Source organism: Psychrobacter piechaudii (assembly GCF_900162825.1).
In the GTDB taxonomy this organism is placed as follows: domain Bacteria; phylum Pseudomonadota; class Gammaproteobacteria; order Pseudomonadales; family Moraxellaceae; genus Psychrobacter; species Psychrobacter piechaudii.
Map to the genome: position 1 here is coordinate 1 of NZ_FUGE01000049.1, position 17,464 is coordinate 17,464.

Annotated in this window: 15 protein-coding genes; 9 read left to right on the plus strand and 6 right to left on the minus strand. The window is 44.8% G+C overall.

What is annotated here, in order from left to right; genetic code table 11:
- The 3 genes from A1019T_RS01515 to A1019T_RS01525 all read right to left on the minus strand — a co-directional run.
- Positions 1 to 264 (minus strand): helix-turn-helix domain-containing protein (locus A1019T_RS01515; protein ID WP_143514060.1); only part of this gene is annotated, 264 nt, incomplete at its 3' end.
- A gap of 69 nt (positions 265 to 333) precedes the next feature.
- Complete coding sequence (locus tag A1019T_RS01520) at positions 334 to 1,677, minus strand: LptF/LptG family permease (protein ID WP_077450112.1); 1,344 nt, start codon at positions 1,675 to 1,677, stop codon at positions 334 to 336.
- A complete protein-coding gene (locus A1019T_RS01525) occupies positions 1,674 to 3,053 on the minus strand; it encodes an LptF/LptG family permease (protein WP_077450113.1) in 1,380 nt (459 codons plus the stop codon). Before A1019T_RS01525 ends, A1019T_RS01520 begins: the two co-directional genes overlap by 4 nt.
- Before the next feature lie 706 nt (positions 3,054 to 3,759).
- Here A1019T_RS01525 and A1019T_RS01530 point away from each other — a divergent pair.
- The 3 genes from A1019T_RS01530 (at position 3,760) to sstT (ending at position 7,549) form a co-directional block, all read left to right on the plus strand.
- Positions 3,760 to 5,409: a leucyl aminopeptidase gene (locus A1019T_RS01530; protein WP_077450114.1), complete on the plus strand. Its 1,650-nt coding sequence runs from the start codon at positions 3,760 to 3,762 to the stop codon at positions 5,407 to 5,409.
- A 29-nt stretch (positions 5,410 to 5,438) separates the two neighbouring features.
- The gene (locus A1019T_RS01535) at positions 5,439 to 5,930 is read left to right on the plus strand and encodes a DNA polymerase III subunit chi (RefSeq protein ID WP_077450115.1); all 492 of its coding nucleotides are present in this window, start codon (positions 5,439 to 5,441) and stop codon (positions 5,928 to 5,930) included.
- Between the two features lie 398 nt (positions 5,931 to 6,328).
- Positions 6,329 to 7,549, plus strand: coding sequence for a serine/threonine transporter SstT (sstT, locus tag A1019T_RS01540; protein WP_077450116.1), 1,221 nt, complete (start codon positions 6,329 to 6,331; stop codon positions 7,547 to 7,549).
- 131 nt (positions 7,550 to 7,680) lie between these two features.
- Here sstT and A1019T_RS01545 read toward each other — a convergent pair whose 3' ends face one another.
- From A1019T_RS01545 to A1019T_RS01555, 3 genes are all read right to left on the minus strand, one after another.
- Complete coding sequence (locus A1019T_RS01545) at positions 7,681 to 8,010, minus strand: chaperone modulator CbpM (RefSeq protein WP_077450117.1); 330 nt, start codon at positions 8,008 to 8,010, stop codon at positions 7,681 to 7,683.
- Positions 8,011 to 8,038: 28 nt separating this feature from the next.
- Entirely contained in the window at positions 8,039 to 9,064 is a 1,026-nt protein-coding gene (locus tag A1019T_RS01550) for a DnaJ C-terminal domain-containing protein (protein WP_077450118.1), read from the minus strand.
- Between the two features lie 144 nt (positions 9,065 to 9,208).
- Positions 9,209 to 11,203, minus strand: coding sequence for an ABC-F family ATP-binding cassette domain-containing protein (locus A1019T_RS01555; protein WP_077450119.1), 1,995 nt, complete (start codon positions 11,201 to 11,203; stop codon positions 9,209 to 9,211).
- A 384-nt stretch (positions 11,204 to 11,587) separates the two neighbouring features.
- Between A1019T_RS01555 and erpA the strand changes: the two genes are divergently transcribed.
- From erpA to def, 6 genes are all read left to right on the plus strand, one after another.
- Complete coding sequence (gene erpA / locus A1019T_RS01560) at positions 11,588 to 11,917, plus strand: iron-sulfur cluster insertion protein ErpA (RefSeq protein ID WP_077450120.1); 330 nt, start codon at positions 11,588 to 11,590, stop codon at positions 11,915 to 11,917.
- Between the two features lie 382 nt (positions 11,918 to 12,299).
- Positions 12,300 to 13,889 carry a glutamate--cysteine ligase gene (gene gshA, locus A1019T_RS01565; RefSeq protein ID WP_077450121.1) on the plus strand — a complete coding sequence of 530 codons (1,590 nt, stop codon included), beginning with the start codon at positions 12,300 to 12,302 and terminating at the stop codon, positions 13,887 to 13,889.
- A gap of 94 nt (positions 13,890 to 13,983) precedes the next feature.
- On the plus strand, positions 13,984 to 14,499 hold the full coding sequence (locus A1019T_RS01570; protein WP_077450122.1) for a disulfide bond formation protein B: 516 nt from the start codon (positions 13,984 to 13,986) through the stop codon (positions 14,497 to 14,499).
- A gap of 96 nt (positions 14,500 to 14,595) precedes the next feature.
- Positions 14,596 to 16,095: a UDP-N-acetylmuramate:L-alanyl-gamma-D-glutamyl-meso-diaminopimelate ligase gene (gene mpl / locus A1019T_RS01575; protein WP_077450123.1), complete on the plus strand. Its 1,500-nt coding sequence runs from the start codon at positions 14,596 to 14,598 to the stop codon at positions 16,093 to 16,095.
- 341 nt (positions 16,096 to 16,436) lie between these two features.
- Entirely contained in the window at positions 16,437 to 16,682 is a 246-nt protein-coding gene (locus A1019T_RS01580) for a GlsB/YeaQ/YmgE family stress response membrane protein (RefSeq protein ID WP_077450124.1), read from the plus strand.
- A gap of 225 nt (positions 16,683 to 16,907) precedes the next feature.
- Complete coding sequence (gene def / locus A1019T_RS01585) at positions 16,908 to 17,438, plus strand: peptide deformylase (RefSeq protein ID WP_077450125.1); 531 nt, start codon at positions 16,908 to 16,910, stop codon at positions 17,436 to 17,438.
- The last annotated feature ends 26 nt before the right edge of the window (positions 17,439 to 17,464 follow it).

The window sequence follows — 17,464 nt, forward strand, 5'->3', positions numbered from 1 at the left end:
TTTTTCTGCTAAAAGACTCTTTCTGCCTCTGCCAGCTGCGTCATAGACACTAGTGATACCATGCAACCAGTATTTCCTTCTTATGGTATAGACGCTTCTAGGATTGTAGCCAAAGTTCTCTGCTACGGTCGCTATAGGATGACCTTGACTCAGTTGATGCATCATGAGTAGTCTGATTCGCGCTCTGGCCTTGCCTTCTGTTTTAGATAATTGCAGAAAATCGTGGTCTGTGAGTTTATGATTTCTAGGGGTCTTTTTCGGCATATGATTCTATTATGTTTTTGAGTTGATTATATTGTATATTATTTTGTGGAATTGGTATTAGCCCTGAATTTAACCCTGACGTTTAATCAAATAAAAGCCCAAGGCCGCGCTGCCAATGATGGGCAACAATACCATCAATAACGGTGATGCCCCAGTGGCTAAGGCCACAAAGCTGGTTAAATCTTGGATATAGCTAAACAGCAAACCAAAGATTAAAGCCACCACAATACGCAGGCCCAAGCTATGCGTGCGCAGTGAGCCGAATACAAAAGAACAGGCCACAATCACTAGCGATAAAATAGCAAACGGCGATAGCAGTTTTTGCCAAAAAGCCACTTCATGCTCTAATGAGCGGGTGCCTTGCGAAGCATTAAAACGCTTATGGTCATACAATTGAGTCAGGGACAAATCTTCAGCGCGACGGGTCAATAAATACACTGAGCTGGGCGATATCGGCAGATTAATCACATCATCGGCTTGATTCTGTTTGGACATCAAAGGCTCATTATTTAACACGATTTCCTGTGACTGTCTGACGTTACTCGAAACTGCCTGGCTCGATTCGGTACTGCTCTCTGCCTCAGATGCGTCTTTTGTGGGTTCAATCTCTTCAGATTGGGTAATGGCCGCTCGTTCTGCCAGTTTTAAAGTGGTAACATCTTCTAACTTCCACTGATAGTTAATCAGCTCTTTTTCTGCTTTGGTCAGATCTTGCAAGCTGGCTTGAGTTTGCTCATTGGCCTTAGGCAGATAGATGCCGCCCGACGCTTTAGATACCGCCGTTAAATTATTATTTTCATCCATATGCCAGCGCTTTACTTTACCGATATTGCCATTGGCATCTGCATAGTCGATATAGATGATATTGTGACCCATACCTTCTTGCTGCGCCTTTTCACCGACAGCAGGGGCATTTTGTAAGGTCCAGTAGCCATTGACCGAAGCAAGTAAAGCGGTATCAGGCTTGCGAATTTGGTTCGCTTTTAAATTAGACTCAGGCAAGACATATTGGTTAATTGCCAGCGCCAATATGACGAATATGAACGCGGGCTGTAACACCCAGCTGACAATACGATTAATGCTTAATCCGGCCGCCCTCATCACAATAAGCTCAGAGTTATTGGCCAATAAGCCCAAGCCAACCACAGCCCCTAATAAGGCGCCCGTGGGGGTAAACTGCTCTAAAAAATAGGGCGATTTATAAAAAATATAGGTCAAAGCCTCAAAGTAGGTATAGCTGTCCGAGATGTCTTCTAATTCTGCCAAATAGGCAAAGATAATCTGCAGTGCCCACAACCCTATCACCGCAAATAACATGGCAAATAGGGCATTTTTTTTGACATAGCGCGAGATAATCTTGCCGGAGTTTACGCCAGTTAAGGTTTTGGAGTCGCCAGACTTCATAGGATTCATGATCGGCCTCCATTATCAAAAGTATTATTAGAATTAGTAGCCAACTTGTGTTGACCGAGTCTGAAACGTACCCTGTGATGAATTCGACTCGCCCAGTTAAGATAGAGTGCCAACACCATAAAACTGATAATAGCCAAAGGATAACTCCAAACAGAGACAGAGCCTTTAGTTACTGAGTTTTTCAGCGAAATAATAACCAAGGCACAGCTAGCATAGATAATAATTGCCGGTAGCAGCCTTAACCAACGCCCCTGTCTAGGCCTAACTTGAGCTAGAGGAACCGCCAACATCGGTGCCAAAATAATCAACCAAGGCAAAGATAATCGATAGCCAAGCTCTGCTTGAGCCGCTAGGATTTGTTGCTGATCAGGCTTTTGAGTGGTCACTGGCGCTTTGTCTGTTGACGCTGCGTTTAGGTCAATGACTGGCGCTGCTTGACCGGTAGCAGCTTGCCACAATACCGGTAAGCTTTGAGTGGTGACATTATCATCGGTAATAATGTCTCTTGGCGGTTGGTTGATACTGATGCGGTAACGCTCAAAACTCACTTGGTTATACACCAAGCTGTCCGCCCCCACTTCATAACGTCGGCCTTGGAATAGATCTAGTTGGGTGGTATCCGCTTGATCACTTCCCACGACTTGTACCGCTCGTTTTGCCAACACAATCACATCCCGCTCAGCTTTACTGGGATCATTCGCTTCTTTTGAAGCTGCTGAGGCAACCGGCTTAGTCAATTCAGTGATGGTTTTATCTGCTTTAGGAGATAAAGTAGGCGCCTCGGCCTGGGCACCCTGTGTCTCATCGACAGCGGTTTCGCTAACACTAGGCGGGTTAGATTTTGCCCCCTCACTTTGACTTCCGGTTTGCACCAGTATCACATCTTGCAACTCGGTGCGATCTTCGTTCATGCTCCCCACGTATAGGTGGTAGTCGTTACTGCTAATAAAAGACTGGGGACGAATCAAATCAAAAGCACTGCTTAATGACTGCTGCTGCCAGATATTGTCAGAATTTCTAACTCCCCAAGGTTTGCCGTATAAAGACAAGCCTGCCTCTAAAACAAACAATAATAAAATGAAGGGAATCATTAATCGGGCCAAATGACCTCGTGAGATGCCACTGCCATTCAACACGGCCATTTCTTGGTCCACATACAGTCGACCAAATACCAACATCAACCCGATAAAAAAGGACAGAGGCAAGACCAGCTCTAAGAAGTAAGGCAGGTTATAGCCAATAATGGCAAACAACAAACCCACATCAAGGCGCCCTTCAGCGGCAATACCAAAGTAGCGGATCATTCTTCCGCCCAGTAGTAATACCACCAAAAACCCCAACACCAAGGCGGTCGTTGAGGCAACTTGTCGGGTCATGTATCGGCGTAAAATCACAGGCAAACTCAAATTAGATTAGAGGAATGAAACAACGGTTTAACCCCGTATACAGCTATAAATAAGACAGCCATAGCTAAAGGGAGCTATTATGACCGCCATTATTTCAGCAAATCATAAAGGATTATGCTAGAAATTAGGAAATATATTGGGCTTCATTAACAAAGCACATACATCAATGGGTCACAGAGTATCGTTTGGCAATAAAACACTGACAACCAAGCTCTATTATAATCTTAACACCCATAATGGGGATAGTCGCTATAATGGCTAGGCTCAAATCTAGGCTAGATCAACAATAAATCCAGACTCAATATAAAAAAATGACGTTAATTTATCAGTGGACTTTAGAGGGTAACTAAAACCCATAAAGTCAGGCGCATAAGGTCTATCTATCCTAGCATGGTTCTGACGTTTTTAGAGGGGCAATAGTCCTCTATCTGCCCATAATCTAGGCCAATATGTTAGACTATGCGATAGGCTCAGTGCCTATATCATCGTGAGCCAGACAAACAGCTATCCTCATTAACCATTATGGGTTGATGCCCTTAATAACTCTAAAATTAAAACAACAGTAATGCTTAGGGTTATGGCTAAAGCTGCTTACCCAAAGCATTTTCTAAAGCCCTGAGTCACTGTCAAAACACACTATAAAAACAAACTCATCACATAACACATAGGAATGATTATGAGCTTAACTCTTTCAGTATCTAAAACTTTACCAAAGCTGGCCTCAAAAAAACTACTAAAAAAGGCGCCCGCTAACAAAGATATCCAAAGCCATTGTTTGGCCGTGTTGGTAGATGACGAAGCCAACCTAATAGGCAACTTCAAAGGCTTAGAAGCTTATCAGCAACGTATCGAAGATTTAATAGCTGTTTCTGACTTCAGTGGTAAGCTGGGTGAAACGGTAGCAGACTTTGCTCTGACAGCTGATGCCAAAAAAGCACCGTTACAACTTTTATTAGTGGGCGTGGGCAAACCTGAGAAAATTAACTCAGCTTCTATCCAAAAGATTGCGACTGCGCTTTATAAGAATACTCAGAAGCGCGTGACCAACTTAGCCGTGGCTATCGGAGATGATCTATCTGATGAAAGCCTACAGCAACTGGCCTTAGAATTACTAAACGCCAGCTACCGTTTTGACAAATATAAGTCTGAAACCACTGAGCCTAAACTTTCTGAAGTCACTTTGGTTTCAGCCAGCGTTGAGCAAGCGACTATTGACTATGTGGCAGCGGTTCACAGTGGTCAATCTTTGGCCCGTGATGTGGCCAATGAGCCAGGTAACATTTGCTTCCCAGTCTATATGGCAGACCAAGCCAAAGCGCTGGCCAAAGCCTATCCTGACCTATTGAAGGTGACGGTATTGGGCGAAAGCGAAATGGAAGAGCTGGGCATGAACTGCTTCTTGTCAGTGTCTCGCGGCTCTGTACGTGAGGGTCAATTGGTTATCCTTGAGTACCAAGGCCAAAACCAAGCCATTACCACTACCAGCTCAAACAGCTTTGCAGATACCTTAGCCAACAATATCAAGGCTGTGGCCGACAAGTTGCCGAAAAAAGCTGCCAAAGCTAAAAAATCACAAGCCGATGTTGAATCGGTAGAAGAAGCCTTTGACGCTCCTATCGTATTAGTGGGTAAAGGCGTAACCTTTGACTCAGGCGGTATCTCAATCAAGCCAGGTGCGGCGATGGATGAGATGAAATTCGACATGGGCGGTTCAGCTTCTGTATTAGGTACTATGAAAGCTTTATGTGAAGCGCGTCTGCCTATTAACGTAGTGGGCGCCTTAGCTTGTGCTGAGAATATGCCTTCAGGGGAAGCAACTCGCCCAGGTGATATCGTAAAAGCGATGAACGGTAAGAGCGTTGAAATTCTAAATACCGATGCCGAAGGACGTTTGGTTCTAGCCGATACACTATGCTACGTTCAGCGTTATAACCCACGTGCCATCATCGATGTGGCGACTTTAACAGGCGCTTGTGTGATTGCCTTAGGCCATGTGCGTTCAGCGGTATTCAGTAACGATGAAGACGTATTATTTGAACTAGAAAACGCCAGTGATCAATCAGGTGACCTAATCTGGCACATGCCTCTTGATGATGAATATCAAAGCCAGTTGGACTCTCCTATTGCCGATATCCAAAACATTGGTGGCCGCGCCGCTGGTGCAGTAACGGCAGCTTGCTTCTTGTCTCGCTTCATCGAAGAGGGTCAAGCATGGGCTCACTTAGACATCGCAGGCACTGCTTGGAACTCAGGTAAAGAAAAAGGCGCAACAGGCCGTCCTGTTCCTTTATTCATGCAGTACCTAAAAAATATGTCTCAGCAGTAATCTGACTGCTAGACGTATAAAAGCTACTTATGCAAATTAGTTTTTATGTCCTCGGTGAGCGTTATATGCAACAAGACGCCACCGCAGTAAGCACCGCCTCAGCCGTTGATGCTGAGGCGGTGCTGAACTTTGTGTGTCGATTGACCCAGACCGTGTTGAATAAAAGCGAACACAGCTTAGTCATCGTTGACGATCAAACGGATCGACTTCAGGCATTAGACGAGCAATTATGGTCTTTTGATGCCACCAGCTTTATTCCACATGCTCTTATTACTGATAATCAAGTCACTGCAGAAAAACTTTCTGCCCCTGTAACCCTCCTCTCTTCATTTCCCCCAAATTTCGATGGCGTGGTTCTAAATCTGGCTCCGACTGCCCTTGCTTTATCCAAAAATGGGACGTTGCCTGAGCGGGTCTTGGAAATCATCACTCCTGATAAAGTCAGTAAGCAACAAGGCCGTGATAAATACCGAGCCTATCGCGACTTAGGCTTTGAGCTTATCTACTATCCTATTAATTAACTCTCTGTTAGTGAATGCTGCTATTACTTAATCCTCTTATTGCTTAATCCTCTTATTGCTTAATCCTGATATTGCTGACTCTATTTTCTGTATAGCCTTAGAGCGTTAGCGGCCATTAGCTGGTTTTTTTGTGCTTATTATTAAAAGCAATTTATAGTTATCTGTTGCAGACCAGTTCAAGTTTTGTATAATCAGGGCATAATCTGATTATGTGATAGAGCTTAGCGGAGCAACGTTTACTATAATTTTACTGTCAATGGCTCTTAAAACTCTATTTCTCAATCAAATCATATACCCTAAAGATATTTAGGCATGGGCGCTAGGCTTGTGCCCGGTATGCTTTTATTTTTTTTATTTTCGTGCTGATTTATTTGAGTTAGCATTTATTTGGAGAGCTTATGAGAGCCCTTATTGACATGTACCAGCGCATCGGCTTGGTGCCTCTAATTATTATTGGGCTAGTAATTGGTATCTTAATAGGTTGGTTATTGCCTTCAGTGGGTATCGCGTTAGGCTTACTTGGTACCTTATTTGTGGGTGCGCTAAAGGCTGTGGCGCCTATTTTGGTATTCATCTTGGTCATGGCGGCAGTCAGTCAGCACCAAGGTCAAAGCCAAGTTCATGTGAAACCTGTGTTGATCATGTACATCTTCGGCACTTTCTTGGCCGCCTTAACCGCTGTGGTAGCAAGTTTCGCCTTCCCAACCGAGCTTATTGGCCTAAACACCATTGAAGCGGTTGCTGATCAAACCCCTCCTTCAGGGTTAAAAGAAGTGTTGACCACGCTACTTATGAACTTAGTAGACAACCCAGTTAATGCCATCGCCAGTGCCAACTATATGGGTATTTTGGCTTGGGCGCTAATAATTGGTTTTGCGCTACGTAAAGCTTCTGCCACCACCCGTACTATGGTTGCTGACTTATCAGAGGCCATCTCTAATGTGGTACGCTTCGTTATTGCCTTTGCCCCTATCGGTATCTTAGGCTTAGTGGCCAATACCATTGCTGAAACAGGCTTTGAAGCCTTAGCAAGCTATGGCCGTCTACTGGCGGTCCTGCTGGGCTCCATGCTGTTCATTGCCTTAGTCGTTAACCCTATTATTGTGGCCTTTAGTATCCGTAAAAACCCGTATCCTCTGGTATTTACTTGCTTGCGTGAGTCAGGGATTACTGCGTTCTTTACCCGCTCATCAGCGGCGAACATTCCGGTCAACATGAACTTAGCCAAAAAGTTGGGCTTACATGAAGACACTTATTCAGTGACCCTACCTCTGGGGGCGACGATTAATATGGCGGGTGCTGCCATCACCATTAACGTATTAACTTTAGCTGCTGCCCATACTTTGGGTATTCCAGTCGATTTTGGTTCGGCTTTATTACTTAGTGTGGTCGCTACCATCGCTGCTACGGGTGCTTCAGGGGTGGCCGGGGGATCTTTGCTACTTATCCCACTGGCTTGTAGCTTATTTAACATCCCTAATGATATTGCAATGCAAGTTGTGGCCATTGGCTTTATCATCGGTGTGGTCCAAGACTCGGCAGAAACAGCGCTTAACTCGTCAACCGACGTGCTATTCACTGCAGCCGCTGACCCCGTTATGAAAAGCAAAACCGCTTAAGCGCTAAACAAACCTAATAAGATAATTAACATTAAAAAAGAGGCCCCAACACTGTTGGGGCCTCTTTTTTTGGTAATCTATCTCGTTCTAAAATAGTTAGTAGTAACAATTTAGCCAAACCATAAATTTCATTACTGCGACTTTATTTCGACCTCAATGGTATGCACAGACTGCATTGAGGCTTGCTGCTGACGCTTAAACTGACGCAGCTGCTCGACTTCCTCTAACAGCTCTAAAATCAGCCCAATGGCTGGAATACTGGCATCAAAATCACGACTTAAGCGCGAGGCTCGGCGCACTGTCGCCAACTGATAACCGGTAAATTGTTGGGTTTCTGGCACATCATATTCGATGACATTTTCTTCTATTAACGCCATTACCCAGCTACGCTCGGCACCACAAGCGGCAACGAGCTCATCTAAGGTCATGATAATATCGTTAAATTCATTAGAATGTTTCATGATAACCGTCCCTCTTATAGTTATATTTTTAGCGCTTTATCGTGATGTCAGCGAAGCTTTGCTTTAAGGCCTCATAAGCTTGCTGCTGCGCTTCGGTACTAACCTCTGGGTTAACAATATTTAAGGTAAGGTATAAGTCTCCTGCTTGCTTGGCTGGGATACCTTTGCCCTTAACCCTTAAGTGACTCCCTGACTTACTATTTTTAGGAATGTTAACCCCAAAAGTCCCGGCTGGGGTGCTGACATTAATCTTCTCCCCTAGCGCCGCTTCCCAAGGAGTAATATTGACCGTTTGATAGACATCTGTGCCTTCTAAGCGAATATTGTCATCATGCTGAATCATTACCTTTAAGAACAAATCCCCATTTTTACCCCCTGCATAGCTGGCTGCGCCTTGACCACTTAGGCGAATTTGCTTGCCTTCGGTGATGCCTTTAGGGATTTTAATCTTCAGGGTTTTTTGTTCATGACTTACGGTCCCGTCTGGCTGACGGGTAGGCACATTTAATTTAATACTGTAGTCATCGCCCTTATAGACGGAGTCTAAACTGACGCTAATCTCTGCATGTTGATCTTGACCAGGGGTAGGCCCTGCTTGTTGAAACGCATCACCAAAATGGTCATAGCCCTCAAAGCCAGATTGCGCCGATTGACGAGAGGACTTAGCCCCGCCTCTGCCGGCGCCGAAGGCTGAGAAGATGTCATCAAAGCGGAAGCTGCCACTGCCAAATGGGGCCCCTTCGCCAAACTGATCTTTGATATCTTCCCATCTAAAGCCCCCTTTTCCGCCTGCACCGCCAAAGCCACCTGAGCCTCCGAAACCACCCGCTCCTGCGAAAGGATTGGCCTGCATCGCATCATACTGTGCCCGCTTCTCAGGGTCACGTAAGGTCTCATAAGCATTGTTAATTTCTGCGATTTTTTCATCCGCATCTTTGGCTTTGCTAACATCGGGATGGTATTTACGCACCAACTTACGGTAAGCCTTTTTAATATCGTTTTCTGAGGCATCTTTACTGACCCCTAAAACGTCATAAAAACTTTTTTCTGCCATTATTATTATCCTTTTAAGCGTTTTAATCTAAAAAACCAGCTCTTAGGGTTATATATAAGGGCTGTTAATGACTATTTCACCGTCCATCAAGCCAAGTTTATTGATTTTATAGCCAGAGAGCCCCACCACTTTATCACGCTAATCTTACGGTTCATACTGCTCAAGTTCGGTCATGGCCATCAGCATCTGCTCCTCAAGCTCGGCTTGTTGCTGCTGTAAGGAAGCCTGCTCATCGAGTAGAGTTAACAGCTCGTCTTTACGAGTTTCCTCATACAGCGTGGTATCGGCCAGCTTTAATTCTAAATCTGCCAAACCAGCCACCACTTTATCTAGTTTTTTCTCAGCTTGCTCAATACGCTTTCTAATTGGCGCCGTTAGCTTACGCTGCTCTGCCGCTAATTTACGGCGCTCTTCTTTGCTAAGCTGTGGCTCTTCTGCCTTCGCTTTGGCTTCTGCTGCTTTTCTGTCTTCTTCAGCTTGCTTAGCGGCTTGATTAGCGCTCGCCTTGGCATCACGAGATTCTTTGGCTGCTTCTTTGGCATCTGATTTACGCTGCTCAGACAACCATTTGCCATAGTCTGAGACATCGCCTTCAAACTCTTGTAGCTTGCCATCATGTACCAGATACAGCTCATCACAGACGTTGGCAATAAGTTCACGGTCATGCGATACCAGTACCACTGCCCCCGCAAACCCTTGAAGCGCCATCGTCAATGCTTGACGCATTTGCAAGTCCAAGTGGTTGGTGGGCTCATCTAGTACCAATACGTTTGGCTTTTGCCACACGATTAATGCCAAGGTCAGACGCGCCCGCTCACCGCCTGAAAAAAGCTTGCTTGGGGTATCAATGCGATCACCGCGGAAATCAAAACTGCCCAAAAAGGAACGCAGATCAGCGTCAGAGGTCTTGCCAGCGATACGTCGCATCATAATCATCGGCGTGGCTTCGGCGTCCAAGCTGTCCATTTGATGCTGGTTAAAGTAGGCGATATTTAGCGTGTCTGAAACCTTATAACTGCCCGTCAGCGGTTCAAGCTCTCCGACCAAAGCTTTAATTAAGGTGGATTTACCGGCCCCGTTCATCCCCAATAGACCAATACGGGTATCGGGGGTAATCTGCAAGCTGGCGTCCCTTAAGATTGGTGTCTCACTGTAGCCAATGTCAGCTGACTTCAGCGAAATCAGAGGCGAGCTCATGTGGTTGGGCTCATAAAACTGGAAGGTAAAGGGGTTGTCTGCCATGACCGGAGAGAGATCCGCCATACGCTCTAGCTGCTTTAAGCGGCTTTGCGCTTGCTTGGCTTTAGAAGCTTTGGCACGGAAGCGGCGCACGAAGTCTTCTAAATGCGCACGGGTGGTCTCTTGTTTTTCGTAAGCTTGCTGTTGCTGTGCCAGACGCTCACTACGGGTACGCACAAACTGCGAATAGTTACCGGTATACAAGGTCAAACGCTGGTTTTCGACATGGAGAATATAGCTGATGGTGGCATCCAAGAAGGTTTGGTCATGCGAAATGAGCAGGACCGTGCCATCAAATTTAGCAATCCACTCTTCTAGCCACAAGATAGCATCTAAATCCAAGTGGTTGGTGGGCTCATCGAGCAACAGCAAATCGGCGCGGCTCATCAAGGTTTTCGCCAAGTTTAGACGCATACGCCAGCCCCCAGAGAAATCATTCACCGGCAGCTCGTGTTGGTTGGGCTGAAATCCCAGACCGGCCATAATCTGCGCCGCTGTGGTGGGAGTGCGATAGCCATCGATGTCATCAAAGCGTTGATACAGTTGGGCAATCTCGGCATCGCTTAAACTGTCTGGCGCCATCATTTTTTGATTCAGCTGGTACCACTCTTTATCACCGCTTAATACGTAATCGATGGCGGGTTGACTACTGCCTTCAACTTCCTGGGCCATGTGCGCCACTTCCCAACCACTGGGAATGCTAATATTACCGGCATCCACGGTTAACTCATCAGTGGTCTGCTCCCCCATATAGGTCAGAATCACCCCAAATAGGGTGGACTTCCCGGTCCCATTATTACCGGTTAATCCCACCTTTTGACCGGGGTGGATCTGAAAGGTGGCGTCTGAAAATAAGATTCTGCCATCGCGGCGGACACTGACTTTGTTAAATTCAATCATGGATATTAATCACTTTTTGGTTAATGCTAAGCGGAATAGACAGCTTATGGCTTACAATGGGGCTCATTCAAAATTTGCAAAAAAAAACACAGTTTATCTGCTAAGAGGCATTGAAAATCAAGCATTATGCCTCATTATGTTATACTGAATGACTAATTATTTAAATAATCGTAAAATCAGTACAATACAGGACCTTTTAAGGGTCTAGATAAAAGTAATCTGTTGTTGAAGCACGCCCCTTGTAAAAAATTTACCCTCATCTTTATCGTAAGTTACCTTTATAACAAACCGTCTTCAGAAAAACAGTTTCTTTCTTGTCGGATACAGTATTAAACCAGATTTTGATTTTACGTTAAGTGAAGTTTTACACTTTACGAGGATACTATGACTACCATTACCCTAACTGACAGTGCGGCGAATAAAGTTCGCAAATTACGTGAAGAAGAAGGCGATCAAAACCTTATGCTACGAGTGTATGTCACCGGTGGCGGCTGTTCGGGGTTTTCCTATGGCTTTAACTTCGCTGAAGAAGAAGGCGAGGATGACGCCAGTTTTGAAAACGAGGATGTTACTTTATTGGTAGACTCACTCAGTTATCAATACCTGCAAGGCTCAACGGTAGATTATACAGAAGGACTAGAAGGCGCCCGCTTTGTGGTGACCAACCCTAATGCGACAACCACTTGTGGCTGTGGCTCTTCATTCTCTATCTAAACAATCCATGGGTGGTAACCCCATTACAGTAATAAACACCCGTGACAGTAATAAAAAGTATTATCATAGCCGCTACAAGCTCTAGTTTATATTGTAGCGGTTATTTTTTTATTAAATTTTAGAAAAACTTACAGCTTTTACTGTTACAGCTCTTACTCTATTGAGGTTTCGATGAGTATTGACCTAGCTTTTGGCGGTCATTTGGCTGTTGTTTGGCTGTCATTTGTAAAACGCGCATGATTTTTTAATAGGTTTAAGCTACACTAAATCGATATATAAGTGGCTCAATTACGCCTATAAAAACTACTTTATCCCACCTAAACTTTGTTAATTGATCTAAATTAATGAGTCGTGGGGTACTTATTTGATTTTGAGATATAGTATGACTGATGTAACCGACAATTCAATTAACCCAAACCGCACCTCACTTATTCCTTCTTGGCTCTCCAGCAAGCATCTATCAAGCATGCTGCGAGGTATCGAAAAAGAAGGACTAAGAATGCAGTCGGATGGCTTTTTGGCCCAAACCCCGCATCCTGAATCACTAGGCTCAAAGTTAACTCACCCCTACATTACTACCGACTATTCTGAAAGCCTGCTAGAGCTTATTACCTCTCCAAAGCCAACAGTGGCCGAGACCCTAAACATGCTACGTGAGCTGCATGTCTTAGTGTATCAATCCCTTGAAGAGGGAGAGCTGATGTGGCCGCTGTCCATGCCTTGCATGTTGTCCTCTGATGATAATGACATTCCTTTGGCAGAATACGGCAGCTCTAACGTGGGCCGTCTAAAAACCTTATACCGTAGCGGTCTAGGCATTCGCTATGGCCGCCGAATGCAAACCATTGCTGGACTGCATTACAACTTATCTTTTGGCGATGACTTATTCACAGCTTGGCGAGACAGCTTGCCCGAACCAGAGCAGGCAGAGTCGTTAACTGAATTCAAAAACATCAAGTATTTAGGCCTTATCCGTAACTTTAAGCGCATGAGCAGCTTGGTGTTGTACTTAACAGGCGCCAGTCCTTCAGTGTGTCCTTGCTTCCTTACCGGACGCGAGCATGACTTAGAGCTGATGAATAAAACCACTTACTACAAACCAAAAGCTACCAGCCTACGTATGAGTAAGCTTGGCTATACCAACAGCGTCCAAGACCAGCTGGATATTCGTTATAACAATCTGCCGGAATATGTCGCTGGATTACGTAAAGCCATCAACACTCCATTCTCAGGCTTTAGTGAGCTTGGCTTAGATGATGAGCAGGGCAATCCGATTCAGATCAATGACCATATCTTGCAGATTGAGAATGAGTACTATAGCCCTATCCGTCCGAAGCAAATTGCAGAGTCAGAAGAAACCCCACGTCATGCCTTAGAAGCCCGCGGCATCGCTTACGTTGAGTTTAGAGCCGTTGACCTTGATCCTTATAGCGATATTGGTATCCGAGTATCAACTGCCTGTTTCTTAGAGGTGTTGGCGCTTTATTGTCTATTAGCGGACTCCCCTGATTTATTGCCAGAAGAAGATGATCTTTTGGCAGAAAACGTGGAAAGAGTGGTCAATAATGGTCGTGAACCGGGCTTAACCATTAAAACTCCTGAGGGCGAAGTGGCGCTCAGTGAGTGGATGAGAAAGCATTTAGAAGCCATGTTACCTCTGGCCACCCTGCTAGACACCGAATATGGTGGTAATCATTACCGCGTTGCAGTGACCCTGATGTTAGGTAAAGCGGTCTATCCAGATGCGACCTTGTCCGCTCAAGTATTGGCTGATACTGAGAAGCTTGGCAGCACCTGGAGTCTTGGTCATGCCCTAGCCTTGCAGCATCGTGAGTCTATTATGCGCAGCTCTTTAAGCCCAAATACTCAGGCAAGATATGAGGTATTGGCAGAGAAATCTTGGATACAGCAGCAAGATCTTGAGAAAAACGACACCCAAGACTTCTATGATTATATCCAGCAATACCGCTAACCCTTTGTCCTGATAATTATTACAACGGCTTGGCTGTCACTGTCATTAAAGTTTGGACATTTTTACTATTAACTATTGCCAAGGAACACCCTGCATGGCCCGTTTGCTAACTTACCGTGCTCTTAATTCTATTTTGGTTTTATTTGCTGTCATCGGCATGGCTTTCGCCATTTTGTTTTTGCAAAACTATAAGGGTCTTGAGCCTTGCCCACTGTGTGTCTTCCAACGGATTGGGCTGATGGTAATGGGGGTCTTCGCTCTCATTGCTGCCATTGGCAACCCGAAAACCAAAGCCATACAGCTGTTATTGTGGTTAGGGTCAATGGCCGGTATCCTTTGGTCGGCAGGTGTGGCCGCGCGTCATGTATGGCTACAGCATTTACCGCCTGATCAGGTGCCTTCATGTGGCCCAGGCCTAGACTACTGGCTAGAAGCTTTGCCCATGAAGCAGGTGATCAACCAAGTACTGTCTGGCTCAGGGGAATGTGCTGAAATCAGCTGGCGCTTCTTAGGACTCTCTATCCCAGAGCAAGCCCTTATCTTGTTTAGTGCTTTAATTTTGGTTAACCTACTGGTTTTATGGCGCATTATAAAAAATAAAATCGTTTAATCGTTTAGGCCCTTAATAAAGGCTATAGTTACTAAAGCCGTGACCCTAAAGCTGGCTTTCCCATTTTCATTTACGTAGATAAAAATAAGAGGTAGCATGCACGTTCATATTTTAGGTATCTGTGGCACATTTATGGGCTCACTGGCATTATTGGCTCGTGACCTGGGTCATACCGTCACGGGATCAGATGCAAACATTTATCCGCCGATGTCCACTCAACTTGAACGCGCTGGAATTACTATCCAAGAAGGGTATCATGCCAGCCACTTACAGCCTGCGCCTGACTTGGTTATCGTGGGCAACGCGATGAAACGCGGGATTGAGGCAGTAGAATATATGCTGGATGAGGGCATCCCTTATACTTCAGGTCCTCAGTTTTTGTCAGAGCATGTCTTACAGCACCGTCACGTATTGGCAGTTGCCGGAACTCATGGTAAGACCACGACCACCACTATGTTGGCCTGGGTACTACACTACTGTGGTATTGATGCTGGGTTCTTGATCGGAGGCGTGCCTTTGGTCGATAGTGAAGATGAGAAATTGACTCAAGCTTTTGCTCATAGTAGCTACTTGGGGGCGGATAAAAACGTTCAAGGCGAACGTGGCTACTTCGTTATTGAAGCCGATGAGTACGATTCAGCCTTCTTCGATAAGCGCTCAAAATTTGTTCATTACCGTCCTCGCACCGCTATTTTAAACAACCTTGAGTTTGACCATGCCGACATCTTCAAGGATTTAGAGGCCATTCAGACCCAGTTCCATCATATGATTCGTATGATTCCAAGTAGCGGTCAAATCATCATGCCGGGCAACACCCCTAGTCTTGAGGCTACTATTGAGAAAGGCTGTTGGACCCCTATCTGGCGTACTGAAATCACAGATAGCGCTCAAGCAGATAGAAATACTGACTGTACTTGGCAAGCCGAGCTGATTGCAGAAGATGGCAGTGAATTCAAGGTCCACTACCATGATACTGAAAATGGCAAGCAATTCAGTGGCACAGTACATTGGGGCATGAGCGGTCGTCATAACGTGGAAAACGCTATGGTTGCCGTCGCCGCTGCCTTCAATATCGGTATCAGTGTAGAACAAGCCTGCGAAGCCTTGTCTCAATTCTCAGGCATTAAGCGCCGTATGGAATTGATTGCCGATCTACAGCTTTCTACTGCTACCAAAGTCCAAGTATTTGATGACTTTGCCCACCACCCCACAGCGATCACCACTACCTTAGATGGTGCCAAAAAGAAACTTAAAGCTGCCAAAATTTGGGCCATTATTGAGCCCCGTAGTAATACCATGAAGCTTGGGATTCACAAAGACAGCTTAGCGGCTTCTGCGCAACTGGCGGATGAAGTTATCTGGTATGAGCCTGCCGGATTAGAGTGGGGTCTAACTGAGGTGGTGGGTGATGCCACCAATATCAGCAACAAACAGTACGTGATGAATGATACGCAAGCCATCATTGACCATCTAGTCCCTCAGCTGGGTCAAGCGGGTAAAGACGATGCGGTAATTATCATGTCAAATGGTGGCTTTGAAGGCATTCATCAACGCTTATTAGCTGCCCTAGAAACTGCAAAAACTGCGTCAAAATAATAGTTATTTAGCTAATACTCTAAAAGCTAAAGAAAACCCCCTAACTGTTTTATAAAAGTTAGGGGGCTTTTTATTTAGGTCCAGATTTTAGTTTGATAGCATTTTGGTTTGATAGCATTTGAGTTTTAAACGATAAGACGTCATAAAAATTTGTCTTCACTTTACAATCAGTTAACCAAATATAGCTACTTCTTTTCAATTTGCTAGTATTTATCACAGAGCCAGTACATGGTTAACAATTTCGCCTTACCAGTCCTTACCAATATTGATTACAATCCTAGTTACAATATTTTCAAGACAAATAAAAAGTCTTTAACAGTATAATTTAAGGAAAGTAAGTCATGATTTGGACAATTATTATTGGTCTAGTTGCAGGCCTATTAGCACGAGCTATCAAACCAGGTAATGATGCGATGGGTTGGATTATGACCATTGTTTTAGGTATAGCCGGTTCTTTCGTGGGTGGTTTTATCGCAAGTGCCATTGGAGTAACCAGTGATGGTAACTTTATTGGTCTGGCCTTCTCAGTAATTGGGGCTATTATCCTACTGTTCATCTATGAACTGATTGTTAGTAAAACCTCTTAAGCTTGATTCCTAAGCTTAATAAAGGGACAGCTATTACGGGTTAATAGTTGGCCAATTATAAAACGTATTTAGGGCATTACGCCCGGTTTTACCTTAGCGGACTTAGTGATAAGTCCGCTTTTTTTGCCCTTAACCCCTTGATATTTATCTCTTCACCCCTCATTTAGTTAGGTATAATAGCTAAATATACTAATTTAATTTTAATTGACACCTATGTGATTTCCTATGGCTATATTACCTATTTTGAGTTATCCAGATCCTCGTCTGCGTACCATTGCCGAGCCGGTCAAAACCGTTGATGCCGATATCAAACAGCTCATCGCGGATATGATTGAGACCATGTACGATGCCAAAGGTATTGGACTGGCCGCCACCCAGGTTGACCGTCACATTCAGCTTATCGTTATGGATTTGTCTGAAAATAATGACTCACCACGGGTGTTTATTAACCCCAAGATTACCCCTTTGGTCGAAGACAAAAAGCCGTATGAAGAAGGCTGCTTGTCTGTGCCCGATGTTTACGATTCAGTAGAGCGCCCCGTTAAAGTAAAAATCGAAGCTTTAGATGGTGAGGGCAATGCCTTTGAAGAAATCGCAGAAGGCTTATTGGCAGTGTGCATTCAACACGAGATGGACCATTTGAATGGGGTTCTTTTTGTGGATTACCTCTCGAGCTTAAAACAAACTCGGGCTCGTGATAAAGTACGCAAATACCTCAAAGCCCGTGAAAAACAGCTTGAGAAGTCAAAAGCTTAACTTGTCTGATTGATGATATTTTCAAC

What these genes read in the sequence shown, in the direction of transcription:
- def (WP_077450125.1), top strand. Translation starts at nt 16,908, where the DNA reads ATGGCTATATTACCTATTTTGAGTTATCCAGATCCTCGTCTGCGTACC.
- A1019T_RS01580 (WP_077450124.1), top strand. Translation starts at nt 16,437, where the DNA reads ATGATTTGGACAATTATTATTGGTCTAGTTGCAGGCCTATTAGCACGA.
- A1019T_RS01530 (WP_077450114.1), top strand. Translation starts at nt 3,760, where the DNA reads ATGAGCTTAACTCTTTCAGTATCTAAAACTTTACCAAAGCTGGCCTCA.
- sstT (WP_077450116.1), top strand. Translation starts at nt 6,329, where the DNA reads ATGAGAGCCCTTATTGACATGTACCAGCGCATCGGCTTGGTGCCTCTA.
- A1019T_RS01520 (WP_077450112.1), bottom strand. Translation starts at nt 1,677, where the DNA reads ATGAATCCTATGAAGTCTGGCGACTCCAAAACCTTAACTGGCGTAAAC.
- erpA (WP_077450120.1), top strand. Translation starts at nt 11,588, where the DNA reads ATGACTACCATTACCCTAACTGACAGTGCGGCGAATAAAGTTCGCAAA.
- A1019T_RS01555 (WP_077450119.1), bottom strand. Translation starts at nt 11,203, where the DNA reads ATGATTGAATTTAACAAAGTCAGTGTCCGCCGCGATGGCAGAATCTTA.
- gshA (WP_077450121.1), top strand. Translation starts at nt 12,300, where the DNA reads ATGACTGATGTAACCGACAATTCAATTAACCCAAACCGCACCTCACTT.
- A1019T_RS01535 (WP_077450115.1), top strand. Translation starts at nt 5,439, where the DNA reads ATGCAAATTAGTTTTTATGTCCTCGGTGAGCGTTATATGCAACAAGAC.
- A1019T_RS01550 (WP_077450118.1), bottom strand. Translation starts at nt 9,064, where the DNA reads ATGGCAGAAAAAAGTTTTTATGACGTTTTAGGGGTCAGTAAAGATGCC.
- A1019T_RS01570 (WP_077450122.1), top strand. Translation starts at nt 13,984, where the DNA reads ATGGCCCGTTTGCTAACTTACCGTGCTCTTAATTCTATTTTGGTTTTA.
- A1019T_RS01545 (WP_077450117.1), bottom strand. Translation starts at nt 8,010, where the DNA reads ATGAAACATTCTAATGAATTTAACGATATTATCATGACCTTAGATGAG.
- mpl (WP_077450123.1), top strand. Translation starts at nt 14,596, where the DNA reads ATGCACGTTCATATTTTAGGTATCTGTGGCACATTTATGGGCTCACTG.
- A1019T_RS01525 (WP_077450113.1), bottom strand. Translation starts at nt 3,053, where the DNA reads ATGACCCGACAAGTTGCCTCAACGACCGCCTTGGTGTTGGGGTTTTTG.